We start from the raw sequence: 11,538 nt of genomic DNA on the forward strand, positions 1-11,538 counted from the left end.
GCACATGCCGTTCGCCAATCCAGATCGGACCTACAGCCCATCCGCAGTAGTGGTTCGGATCGAGCCCATAGTCACCCGGCGTTGGCGGCGCAGCGAATGTCTCATATGGTGCGATTGATCGCTCAATAGACTTTCGGGAGATTGGTGGTGCAAAGCGATGCTCAAAGACTTGTGGTTGGTGGAACGGGTTTCCTTGGCGGTGCGATTGTTGACGCGCTTGTTGAGAGTGGTCATCGGGTCGCTGTGCTTTCTAGGGGTGTTACCGCGCGAACACTTTCGGAAGGTGTTGAAGTCATTAGTGCTGATCGCCATGGAAGCTTGAGCGCGCTTAAGGGGCGACATTTCGACTGGGTCTTCGATACCTGTGCATTCACGCCAGATGCGGTGTCAGCTTTGCTGGATGCACTGGACAATGAGCCCAAGCGTTACGTTCTCGCTTCATCACTTTCGACATATGGTTGTTACGACAAACCCGGACTGACTGAAGCCGCTGAAGTGCCAGAGGCGACCCAAGTTGATTTCGAACGGGCAGACACCGTGCTGCTTGAAGACCGTGGGTCTGCTGCTGCCTACGGACCATCGTATGGCCCGCTGAAACGCGCTTGCGAGATGGTTGCAGAACAGAAACTTGGAGACAGAGCAACTGCGCTGCGGATAGGTTTAATCGTCGGCACAGGAGACTATACCGACCGACTTACTTGGTGGGTTCGGCGAATTGATGAAGCCGGGCGCTCAAAAAGCCCAACAGTGTTTGCACCGCTGCCTACTGACCGCCCTGTTCAGGTGCTTGATGTGCGTGACGCAGCAAGGTTCGCAGTGCTCTGTGCCGAAGACGACCTCGGCGGCATCTGGAATGTGAACGGCGATGTCATGGCGATGCAGGATCTACTCAACGAGATTCATGAAACCACAGCATCAGCGGGTGAAATTCACTGGGTTTCTGCCAATGTATTCTTGGAAGCAGGCGCCGAGCCTTGGACAGATGTGCCTCTTATGGCTCCCGAGGCACCTGCTTTCCGCCATTTTCTCGAAGTGGATGCCGGTCGCGCCAGAAATGCAGGTCTCAAATCCCGGCCCCTGCGGGAAACACTCGAACCCCTCCTGAGATGGGATCGCACAAGGCGTGGGAAGGCTCTGATTTGCGGGCTGAGCGCCGAGCAAGAAAAACAGCTTTTGAATGTAGTATCCTAAGCTGCGGTCTCGAAATCGCGGTGAGGTTACTTCCTACGCCGAAATGCCTAGAGCTGAAGCTCGTTCACCCGCAGCGAGAGTCCGGTTCGTCCGCACCTCGATGGTCTGACTAGGTCGCGGTGAAAGGTCGATCTCGGTTCGAGCGGAATTGACACCCGCGAATGACCGGATCGGAGATTTTTGCCGCGCCGCAACGACAGGCGCGCCGCGCCTGCGAACAAATGCTGCGTCAGCAATAGCCGCGCGAACAAAAGGCGGGTTCGTCCGCATGTCGCAAGTTCACGCCGGTTGAGGCGAACGGCAAATGTACGAAATCGGCCCCAGCCGTAAGCGACCCCTACAGTCAGGCATCGCTTCGGGCTGTGCGACCTCAATTGAAATCTGCCCCAACCCACCACCGCATAGAGCCAGGTTTGCAACCAAGTTGAGCCCAAATGTCTGGCTTACCCGGCGTCGGCTCACCACTCGGATTACTCTATTCCTTAAACTCGCAAGAAACCTTGGGTCCCTACTCTGTTTCTGAATTTCAGAAGTAGAGTTTTATGACAACTAATAACGACCGGTACAGACAAGGCGGGCTGGACCGCTACTACACCAAACCAAATGTAGCCGAAGACCTTGTCCGCATATTGGCGGCGCATCTCAAAGAACAAAAACTGGACAAACACTTCGAGCTGGTGATCGAGCCTTCTGCAGGCGCGGGCGCTTTTGTCGATCCCCTGCGCACATTTGGACAACCAGTAACCGCTTTGGACATTGCGCCGGCTGGTCCAGATATCAGATCATTCGACTTTTTTGATTACACGAACGCCACGCCCGCACTCTATGTCGGCAATCCGCCCTTTGGAAATGCGGCCCATCTGGCCACACATTTCTTCAACCATGCCGCCAGTAATGGGGCGGAAGTTATCGCGTTTATTGTCCCAAGGACGTTTCGGAAAGCAAGTATCCAGGATCGCTTGCACCGGCTTTTTCACCTGTCACTAGACGTGGAGGTGACAGAAAATGCGTTTCTAGTCGATGGACAGGAACGTAATGTGCCTTGTGTTTTCCAAATATGGCAACGAATGGCAACGCCACGGCCAACAGCTACCCTAAAGTCCTCTCGCTGGATTGAGTTCACAGACTCCAATCAGGGTGACTACGCCATTCGGCGTATTGGCCGCGACGCGGGGCAACTGTTGGATGGGCTCGATCATAATCCTTCAACAACTCTGTTCTTCAGAGCGCACCACGAGAAGGTGGCTGCCATTCTGCGGAACAACCCCGACCTCAAGCGATTTGGTGACAATACCGCGGGCATCAGGTCGGTCTGCAAAAGCGACATCTTTACCGTCGTGGAAGCCGAGATGCCGCGTGTGCCGGACGATGGCGCGCGCCCGGGATCTGCTCCCTGAAGACTCCGCCTCTTCATGCCACACTGTGTGCCGGGCGAATTGTCTTTGATTTGGTGTTCAGGAACACAGTCTTCAGGCGTTTGAAACCCGGCCTCAATATAGTAGGCGATGTACTGACTGCGATGTGTTTCAGATGATCGTCGCACTTGAGACGAATGCCGTGGGGAGGAATTTCATTGAGCAGAAACCGGAAACGCTCCTTCAGCTACCAGGAGCGTTATGCTGTTTGGTCTTGCAATGATCAGAGATGCTGGATTTGTGGTCAGCCGCTGCGCCTGATTGACACCCATGTCGATCACGTATTGCCAGAATCCCTGCTCTGGAATGAAGAGGAGCGCATCCGTGTTTATGAGCTTTATAGCCTGTCAGAGGATTTCAATATCAACGGCTTCGAGAACTGGTTGCCGGCGTGCGCGCTGTGTAACTCAAAAAAGGGGAAGAACGTGCCCGAATTTATTCCCGGCCACGTAAATCGCCTTCGAAAGCTGATCCGCGATGCCGGTAAAACCCAACAGGTCGCTGCAGACGTCAAATCAAATGTCACGAAAGACAAAATTCTCTCGGTCGTGTTTTCGGCGCTGGAACAGCAGAAGATCACTATGAGTGATCTGGAGGAGTTCCTGATATCCATCATCAAAGAGCCCGAAAAAGCCGGTGTGCCGAAAGATGTGATCATCTTGGACAGCGGTGTCTGGAAAAAGAAGGGTGATATCGTTCGGGAAGGGTATTGCACCTGCGACCGCAATACCTGTGTCGGTAAGCAGAAAAAGGTCTATTGCTACTTCGATGCGCAACTCTCCGAATGGGTGGTGACCACCGGCCTGTTTTGGAGATGTTATGATGAGGTGATCGCCTGCCCCCGATGTGGAGACGAGCATATTCGCGGGCATATAGGTCGCCGCGATTATTGCGACAATCCCTATGTCGATCAGGTCAATCAAACTGACTGAATTCAGATCACGTAGGCCGGTTCCAAATTTATTCATGTGACCAAATGATGGGCTTTGGTGTCTGATATCAGCACCTGTGGGCCCGGTTGAGAGCTTTGCATAACGGAAGGTTTCTGACTCATCTGAGGGGAACAAACATTCACGGTTTTGAAGCAGCCTTTCGCGCGGATTGCGGCATCCCCCGTGGATCTGCCCCGGGGCCCTACAAAGAGGCTGACACCGAGGAAGCGCATATCATCCTACCCTCAGGATCGAGACTTGGCCGAGGATTGGTCACGGCATAGGGCAAATCAACATCTCCCAAGACAAAAACCGGCCCAGGATCAAAAGGGATCGGCGGCCTCCTATGGTCAATCAGGAAAAACCGTCGGATCTACCAATGGTAAACAATTGGCCAGCCTGCTCACGGTCCTGCCGGGAGTCAGAAGAGTACCATATATCGATTCTCGATTGACTCTGGTACCATATATGGTACCGTCATTGTGGGGCGTCGTTTCTGCCCTGACCCCTTGTCGGGCATGTCGAAGGCTAGGCTGAAACGTAAAAAGATAAACTTTGTAACCGCATCTGCTTCTTTGAGGTTAGGTGCCCGACCCTGGACCTCTGAGGAGACCAAAAATGTCAGTGTTGTTCACGCCCACGGCCAAACGCGTTCATGATCTGAAACGCGCTGCGAAACAAATGAGCAAGGAACAATCGCTTCCGATCAAGTCATGCCTTGATCAGGTCGCTTTCGGGGAGCTCAAACAGGTCGACAAGATGCTGTTGACCGACCACGTCACGCGCAAAGAGGGGGCAGGAAAGGACGCTCAAGTGGTATATGTCCAACCCAATGGCTGCTGGGAAATGCTCATGAGTGAGTGTTGGACACTGGATACGGAAGCACGGGAGCTACGCTCAAACCCGCAGCAAATAGACCGAGGTCAGGCTACCTACTTGCCGCCGGTGGTCATCACCTGGGCCTTGAGCCAACCTGACTCCGAAACAGTTCCTTTTTTGGATGCCGAACATGACGGGGATCTTAACCAGGATACGTTAAGTATCTTGCCAACCATCGAGCGGCGTGAACCGGGAGTTTACCCCGTCACCATCCATGTTGGAGACCATGACGATTGCTATGTTGTATTGACCGAAGCTGAGTCAGAACAGCTTCAATCTGATTGTGACATCGAACGTGCAGCGTGCCTCGTTGGCCTGGCCCGAGACATGAGACAACGCAGCAAAGACATTTCAGAAACACTTGTGGTCGACGAACGCGCCGCTCTCGAACTGCAATGTGCAGATCTCGACAGATGCAAAACTGTGACTTGCCTCTTCATGCAAGGGCCACTGGATGGCGTACATGGGTTTTTGGCAGCATATTTGACTGAACCTACACTTCGCCATGACGAGACCAGTGTGGATGTCCTCAGCCTCAATGACAGGGGTCTCTTTTCGATTTCCAAATTGTCGCTGGTAGCGTGGAACGGCATCGTCTCAGGCATATCCCCCTCGCCTGCTCTGCGCGAAGACAAGAACGGAAATACCGTGCAGATCCCGATCCGCGGGCAGGACTTCTGCCGTCTGCGGGAAGCGGTGTTTCACTCCAGATATACCGGGCCGCGATACATCTACGAAGAAGCCCCCTGGATCGTCGACCGCGTGCCCTCGCCGGTGATGAAGGAAGTCGCTGCAATCACTGATGGGAAGCGCCAGGGCTGGGTCTTGCCAAGCATGGCTGAGCTCGTCTGATCTACGGTGTTTTATCGGTTCTGCTGGATGTTCTAACCAACTGGTACACTCCTGAGGTCGAGGCGATCATGGACCGATACTGTGATCGCTCTGTCCAATTCTGCAAGTGCTGCGGATCGGGTGGCGACCGGCCGACAAAAGGGTTCTTCGCTACAAAGGGTTTGTACCGCACATGTCTCAAGCAGTAGTCGACTGGGACAACCCAGGTCCTGGCATCGAGAGGACCTTAGGAATCAATCGCCGAGGTTGGATCGATCAGCTGACATTTGCGTTGGAGGATATCCGACGTGATTATGAGCAAGGTCTGTATGTACGCTCCTCAGACGAGCCCAATCGTCTGCCGGAAATTTTCCAGGTGAAGCAGAAATGGGGTGCGTTGGTCGTGTACACGACCGGCCATCCCAAGGCCATCTGGAAAGATATCCAGTTAGCAACTGATCGGATTAGCCAGACGTGTGAATATTGCGGCAATGCTGCCGAGACCCAGCGCATTCTGGGTTACGCAACGACGCTATGTTGCTGGTGCTACAACGCTGTGATTGAACGAAGATTTGAGGACTCCGCTGCGAAATGGCCCGATGACCTGGAAATGGAAATCGCGGATCGATACCCGGACCTTGTAGGCCCGGAAATAGCGGAGCTCCGGCCAGCTATTGGCCAGGGCTGGCTCGTTATGCTTTCAAGGCATCTAAACGACATGGAGAGCGCTATTGAGGAGGCTGGCCTGGATCCAGGATCGGTTCAGATCTCAGATGTGAAGACTGACAGGGAAGGGAAAATCTCGATCAGTTTTCATCGTTTTCATGAATGTCTTGAGCCCGTCGAGCAACGGTTGATTTATGAGAGCACGCAAACATGCGCGAGATGCGGCCATCGAGGTGATATCGTCCGCGGGCGAGATAAATCTGACACGCTATGTGCATGTTGCACGACGAGAGCTAAAACATGACCGAATAAGACTACCACGAGCCACTGGCTCTGGGCTTGTATTCGACCAGGTTTGAAGGCTGGTCAGCAGAGGAACTGGAGGCGCTAAGAGGAGACTGCATTGAGACAGCCATCGAAGCTGAGCTGTTTGCAGAGGTAGATCGACGCCGAAGAACCGGTCTGTTGCGGCCTTATTTTACGTGAGAACTCTTACAGGCGCTTAGCTGTGCGTTCGGATTCAGTTTCGATCAGCTCTGCAAAAGTGTACAGAGCTTGCACGTGATCAAGATTGTCCGGCAGCATCGGAAACTCCACTCGGAGGGCGCCATACTTATTTTTAACCGATGCGTGAGCACCAACCGCTGCTGCCATAGTTTTTATCGCCTCTGCCATTTCATCCCAGGTCGGCGTATTCTCACTCATTCTAGGCTCCAAACGGTTACTCGCGCGATATTACTTATATAATACCAGAGCTGGCCGTGGGCGACAGAAGTTGAATGACACGGACGATCTGAAAACTCAGTGGAAAGCATTTGAAGAACGCGTTCTTAGTGCGGTCAATGAGAATGCTGAACTAACCTGGGCTATGGTCAGGCAATGGGTTGAGGCTGAACTGGCAACTCAAACCCCTGCCCCCGAGATTGAGCACGCTTCATCTGGCTTGGATGGCTTGCAGATCCTGTACTCCAGGCAAGATGAAGATGTCATGAGCCGTCTTCTTCGAACGATCCCTTTCGACCCTTTTTCTGATGCTGGTAGTCATCAATGAGCATTGCTCGGACCTTAGTGTCATCTTTGAATACTCTTTCAATTTCTTCGTCTGTAGCCGGAGTTGGTTCCTTGGGCAGATTTCGCCACGTCAACCAGCAAGCTACTAATCCACCGACACCAATGACGACTGTGAAGATTATGACGAAATGATCAAGATCCATGCGCGCATCTTATCACAACCAAACTGAGTGTAGAAAGCAAGTGCGTACGCGATGGGTGCTATAGCCTTCTTCAGCGGCGTAGTTGCAATGGGCCTATTCCTTGAGCGGGGCGAGTAGCGCCCTGCCCTATTCTTGATAAATGTGAAAGAATTAGGACTCACGCCAACTGTGAAGAATTTAGGACTATCCTTGTTAATTCTTGGAATCCCGCGAGTTGGCAAGGATAGTTCGAGTCAACTGTGAAGAATTTAGGAGTAGTCCTCAAGGATAGGCATTTGCGATTTGCTCAACTCGGCAACAGGTTCAACCGTCTCAACGGCGCCTGCGATCCTAGCCTTCCGACCTGATTTATGGCGGCTCAGTTCCTGATAAGCAGACTTCTTTTCATCGATGGATTTCTCGTGCCAGAAAATGTTGACATGAGTCACCTTCTTCCCTGTTTTGATCGGCATGATCTGAATGTTGAAGTCCGCCAAAGCGTTGATTTCACTAACCGCTTTCTTGATGACGTGCTTGTTCAGAGATCCAAAAGCCGGATACTTCTTTTCTTCGATGGCGATGATGCGACGGAACTCGTCGATGGGCATTTCTTCGTTGTGTTTGTACCGAAGTTTCACCCATTGGGACGCCTGCTCGTAGAGTGAGATTGCGTACTTAGACGACAGGTGCATCAGCACCGGAATCTCGATGCTGCCCCAGATTTCCGAGTCTTTGATGAACTCAAACATCTCATCTGTGAACCGGTACTCCAGCACACCGTTCCGCTTGGAGACCCCCTTCTCTATCGTTGAGCTCAGCAGTTGTGTGGAAACACGCGTATCGGTCGCTGGATTATACATTACAACCAACGTCTTCTGGAGGCGCTCCAGGACCTGCTTCATTTCAGATGAAGATGCGTTATAGCCCTGAGCTGCAAGATCACTGACGGGAATCGTATAGACCTTACCCTTCTTGATCTTCTGCTGATGTGCGTTGTGCCAAAGCACTGTCACAGCTCGCCTTTCAACAAGGCTAAGCTGTTGATCTGCTTTCATTTTAATCAACTCCGCCGGCTTCATGGCTTGGTCTGGAGTTGGCGTCAAATTGATGACAAGTTGCTTATCGTTGCTGCTCATACCAGCAGCTTAGAGTGAGTCGCATAAAAATGAAAACACAATATTCCATTTTCACAGTAGTCCTAAAAACCTCATAGTTAGGAGTCCTAAATCCTTCACAGAAAGTGGTTCCTAAATTCTTCATAGTTCGCATACAGCCTATGGATAACTCTTGGAGGTACTCCTGAAAACTTCACAGAAAGCTCCTAAAAGCCTCACAGAAAACGCCGGATTCTCCTAAATCCTTCACTCAACCACCTAAATCTCTCACATTTAAATCGATAAGCCTCTGAAAATATTTACGTATTCGCTCATGAATCTTGAATCTTAGAATAAGATTGAAGGGAGAGCTTTGAACGAAGACGAAAGTGGGACCGCCCCAAAGACTCCTAAATTCTTCACTTTTGCATTCTGCATTGACATGCTTGGAACATTGAGAGGGTATCCTCTCGTGACCAAGTGGCCAGCCAGAAACCCTCAAGATCAAAAAAATGAAACTCGGAAGCTCGCAAAACGTCACTATTCTGAATTTGGCCAAAATCGTTGAGCTGCATTCAAAGGATGGCTGGAGAGGCGCTCTGTCCACACGCCTAGACGGCTGCCAACAGCGCCTGAAATTCCCTCATGGCATAAACGGGCTAAAAAATGAAAACGCCGAGGAAATCTCAACCTAGGCGTCTTGCTGTGAAAAATGTAAGGCCCTGCCCTACTGAGCCGAGCATTTATCCATTACCTGCTCCGCTGAATTAGCTCCAAAAGGATATCCATCGGCTCCGCGTTGCGCCCACCAATTTCTAGCTCGAGCAATTTGTCTTCCAGGTCTAGAAGGCTCGCGATCTTGTCGTAGTATGAAAGTCGAGCGCGACCGACCTGACAGCTGCCTTTGAACCGCTCAATGATCTCGTGAGGGCCACGAATGGAGACCTGAGCTTCGAGAGAGACCTTTGGCTTACTTTGACGCTCCACAGGGGCCACAGGCGCCGATGCCGGGCTTCTTGACGGCCAGTGTTCAACTACGGCCCCCTGCCCTTCCGGTTTGACCGGTTTTGGTTTTGGTTTGACAGGGCCCTTCAGAGCTCCGAAATCGAGATCGTTGCGCTCGTTCATGCTACGGCCTCCTGCTGCGCCTGCTGGAAGGTCGCGATGATTTCTTTGGCGATCTCCCGGGCGTTTTCCTTTGCCTTATCTACGCCACTCACATCACTTGGCAGACTATCCAGGTTGCCGCCGCTATTGTGAATGCTGGAAAATGCTGTTCGTGTCTTAAGTTCAGCCTCGAAGCAATCGACATTGTCCCGCATTTGCCTATTCAGCTTCTTCTCCAGCCGCGATTTAACGGCTGCTTTTGTGCGTGCAAACAGTACTTTGGCTGGAATATCGCGTCGCGATGCCCGGCTATCCAGTTTGATTTGCTTCAGTGTTAGGATCGCGTCCTCGACATCCTGCTGCTCGTCACCTGTCGGTACGATCACAAGGTCAGACATAGAAAACACGTAGCTGTTTAGTTTAGATGCCACGCCTTCTAGATCGACCAGAACGACGTCCGATTTTGCCTGCTCCGCTTCGATCACATCCATGATCCTATTTTCGTCGGCGCATTTGATCACTGTAATACTTTTGGGATACGGACCCTTTTCGGCCCATCTGTTCACCCTGTGTGCGGGATCTGCGTCGATAATGCTGACTTTTAGTTGGTCTGCGAATGTCGTCCCCAAAACGATGCAAGCCGTTGTCTTGCCGGCACCACCTTTTGAAGTGGCGAAAGAGATTACGGACATTTTTTTGCTCCTGCTTTTACCTGCCTTTGGATCAATCTATGCAGAGAAATCTCGCTCTAGCTAGATGAAGATAGATAGATAAATAATGATCTACCTTTCTGTTGCTAGACAACCATACATCTAGCTAAGTCTAGCTAGGTCTAGACGTCACCACATAGGTACAAAATTGCCGTTAAAAAACAAATGTCAACAAGTCTACACTAATATTTATCTAGATATCTTTAGATACATCTAGCTTAGTCTAGACTAAAGCGAAGAGGCCAGAACTTTTGATAGAAGCACAAAACTTGACATTCAACTTAACACGTACAATATACTGTACAACGCAAGAGGAGCTTGAAACATGGATGTCATGACGTACACCGACGCTCGAAAAGAGCTCAAAGGTGTCATGGATCGCGTAATCAATGACGCTGAAGAAATTGTCGTGACACGCAAAAACCGTGAATCTGTCGTAATGGTGTCTTTGGAGACCTGGAACTCGATTCAAGAGACAATGCATCTTCTGTCGACGCCCAACAACGCGAAGCGCCTGCGTGCATCTATCACTCAGTTGGATGCCGGCAAGGGTGAAGAACGAGATCTCATCGAGTGAAGTTAGTTTTCTCGGACCAGGCCTGGGAAGACTACCTGCACTGGCAGGTGGCTGATCCAAAGACTCATCAGCGCATTAACGACATGATCAAGCAGACGATGCGAACGCCATTCCAAGGTGTTGGTAAGCCTGAGCCGCTAAAGGGTGACCTCAGCGGCTGGTGGTCACGCAGGATCACCAAAGAAGATCGAATGGTTTATCGCGTAAGCGGTAAGGGAGATGCCCAGGCACTCGAACTCGCACAGTTGCGGTTCCATTATTGAGAGGGCAGGGGGGTATTACCCCCTTTGTAAGCTCATTCCTTACATGATGGGGTATGTCCTCTATCCATGGCACGTAGAAAGGTCGCCGCTTCTGTTCTTGATGCTGCAAGATTGTGAAAAGCTGCTGTTTCCAATTTATGACCATCAGAAAGAAGCTCTTTGGACAAACCTTTCATGGAAACATCAGGATCTGGCACACTGTTATTGCACTCATTCAGCGATCGACGGGTTGGAACGCGCGGGCACCCATCTGGAAATATTTGGAAGAAAACTGAAAAGCTCTCCTCTCCCCATTACTTCCTCCAAAAGAAAACAATTTCCTCGGGGAGGTAACCAATTTGTGGCGCCGTGAAGTAAGAAAAATCCGTTGAAAGGTAAGAAAAGTCCGGCGCAATGTTTCAGGGAAGAAGAGGCACAATTCGGGCGCGGGGCAGGGGCCTGACGTCCGTTTTCTGAGCAAATTCTATTAATCCCGATAAGGGATACTTATCGAATATAATATCGCCCCCACAAAATGCGCTTGGTAAAACACAAAAAACCTGTATTTTGGTCGCCAATGAAACCAAACCCTGACGATACCGACCCGTTCGACGATCCAACCCGGTCGATCTACGATCCTGATCCGGTGCCCGAGGAGGATTTGTGGTTTCTGCCGCAAGCGCCCGAGCCGGGGGCGGCGC

12 protein-coding genes are annotated in these 11,538 nt (G+C 51.4%); 8 read left to right on the plus strand and 4 right to left on the minus strand.

The features are described from left to right. Positions 1-147 precede the first annotated feature (147 nt). The 5 genes from AC2TDJ_RS11355 (at position 148) to AC2TDJ_RS11375 (ending at position 6,218) form a co-directional block, all read left to right on the plus strand. Entirely contained in the window at positions 148-1,191 is a 1,044-nt protein-coding gene (locus AC2TDJ_RS11355) for an NAD-dependent epimerase/dehydratase family protein (protein WP_480534990.1), read from the plus strand. Positions 1,192-1,820: 629 nt separating this feature from the next. Further along, entirely contained in the window at positions 1,821-2,588 is a 768-nt protein-coding gene (locus tag AC2TDJ_RS11360; RefSeq protein WP_480842215.1) for a hypothetical protein, read from the plus strand. A 155-nt stretch (positions 2,589-2,743) separates the two neighbouring features. Continuing rightward, positions 2,744-3,538 carry an HNH endonuclease gene (locus AC2TDJ_RS11365; protein WP_480842217.1) on the plus strand — a complete coding sequence of 265 codons (795 nt, stop codon included), beginning with the start codon at positions 2,744-2,746 and terminating at the stop codon, positions 3,536-3,538. A 618-nt stretch (positions 3,539-4,156) separates the two neighbouring features. Next, positions 4,157-5,269, plus strand: a complete 1,113-nt coding sequence (locus AC2TDJ_RS11370) for a hypothetical protein (protein ID WP_480842219.1) — start codon at positions 4,157-4,159, stop codon at positions 5,267-5,269. Positions 5,270-5,441: 172 nt separating this feature from the next. Continuing rightward, positions 5,442-6,218 (plus strand): hypothetical protein, encoded by a 777-nt coding sequence (locus AC2TDJ_RS11375; RefSeq protein ID WP_480842221.1) that lies wholly within the window; start codon positions 5,442-5,444, stop codon positions 6,216-6,218. 188 nt (positions 6,219-6,406) lie between these two features. Here the strand turns inward: AC2TDJ_RS11375 and AC2TDJ_RS11380 are convergent, their stop codons facing one another. Next, positions 6,407-6,619, minus strand: a complete 213-nt coding sequence (locus tag AC2TDJ_RS11380) for a hypothetical protein (protein ID WP_480842223.1) — start codon at positions 6,617-6,619, stop codon at positions 6,407-6,409. Between the two features lie 70 nt (positions 6,620-6,689). Here AC2TDJ_RS11380 and AC2TDJ_RS11385 point away from each other — a divergent pair, with 70 nt between their 5' ends. Further along, positions 6,690-6,965 carry a hypothetical protein gene (locus tag AC2TDJ_RS11385; protein WP_480842225.1) on the plus strand — a complete coding sequence of 92 codons (276 nt, stop codon included), beginning with the start codon at positions 6,690-6,692 and terminating at the stop codon, positions 6,963-6,965. Between the two features lie 411 nt (positions 6,966-7,376). On the opposite strand, the gene AC2TDJ_RS11390 is transcribed toward AC2TDJ_RS11385, so the two are convergent. The 3 genes from AC2TDJ_RS11390 to AC2TDJ_RS11400 all read right to left on the minus strand — a co-directional run bounded on the left by AC2TDJ_RS11390 (position 7,377) and on the right by AC2TDJ_RS11400 (position 10,000). Beyond that, positions 7,377-8,243 (minus strand): replication initiation protein, encoded by an 867-nt coding sequence (locus AC2TDJ_RS11390; RefSeq protein WP_170378670.1) that lies wholly within the window; start codon positions 8,241-8,243, stop codon positions 7,377-7,379. 708 nt (positions 8,244-8,951) lie between these two features. Beyond that, entirely contained in the window at positions 8,952-9,329 is a 378-nt protein-coding gene (locus AC2TDJ_RS11395) for a hypothetical protein (protein ID WP_480842227.1), read from the minus strand. Then, entirely contained in the window at positions 9,326-10,000 is a 675-nt protein-coding gene (locus AC2TDJ_RS11400) for a ParA family protein (protein WP_480842230.1), read from the minus strand. Before AC2TDJ_RS11400 ends, AC2TDJ_RS11395 begins: the two co-directional genes overlap by 4 nt. Before the next feature lie 343 nt (positions 10,001-10,343). Between AC2TDJ_RS11400 and AC2TDJ_RS11405 the strand changes: the two genes are divergently transcribed. Beyond that, positions 10,344-10,595, plus strand: coding sequence for a type II toxin-antitoxin system Phd/YefM family antitoxin (locus AC2TDJ_RS11405; protein WP_480842232.1), 252 nt, complete (start codon positions 10,344-10,346; stop codon positions 10,593-10,595). Further along, positions 10,592-10,858: a Txe/YoeB family addiction module toxin gene (locus tag AC2TDJ_RS11410; protein ID WP_480842234.1), complete on the plus strand. Its 267-nt coding sequence runs from the start codon at positions 10,592-10,594 to the stop codon at positions 10,856-10,858. The genes AC2TDJ_RS11405 and AC2TDJ_RS11410 overlap by 4 nt, the downstream gene beginning before the upstream one ends. The last annotated feature ends 680 nt before the right edge of the window (positions 10,859-11,538 follow it).

This window comes from Ruegeria sp. HKCCD6647-2 (assembly GCF_057221075.1).

Bases quoted from the DNA above. Each gene is read 5' to 3' on its own strand.
- AC2TDJ_RS11375 (WP_480842221.1), top strand. From the start codon at position 5,442: ATGTCTCAAGCAGTAGTCGACTGGGACAACCCAGGTCCTGGCATCGAG.
- AC2TDJ_RS11380 (WP_480842223.1), bottom strand. From the start codon at position 6,619: ATGAGTGAGAATACGCCGACCTGGGATGAAATGGCAGAGGCGATAAAA.
- AC2TDJ_RS11405 (WP_480842232.1), top strand. From the start codon at position 10,344: ATGGATGTCATGACGTACACCGACGCTCGAAAAGAGCTCAAAGGTGTC.
- AC2TDJ_RS11390 (WP_170378670.1), bottom strand. From the start codon at position 8,243: ATGAGCAGCAACGATAAGCAACTTGTCATCAATTTGACGCCAACTCCA.
- AC2TDJ_RS11370 (WP_480842219.1), top strand. From the start codon at position 4,157: ATGTCAGTGTTGTTCACGCCCACGGCCAAACGCGTTCATGATCTGAAA.
- AC2TDJ_RS11365 (WP_480842217.1), top strand. From the start codon at position 2,744: ATGCCGTGGGGAGGAATTTCATTGAGCAGAAACCGGAAACGCTCCTTC.
- AC2TDJ_RS11395 (WP_480842227.1), bottom strand. From the start codon at position 9,329: ATGAACGAGCGCAACGATCTCGATTTCGGAGCTCTGAAGGGCCCTGTC.
- AC2TDJ_RS11400 (WP_480842230.1), bottom strand. From the start codon at position 10,000: ATGTCCGTAATCTCTTTCGCCACTTCAAAAGGTGGTGCCGGCAAGACA.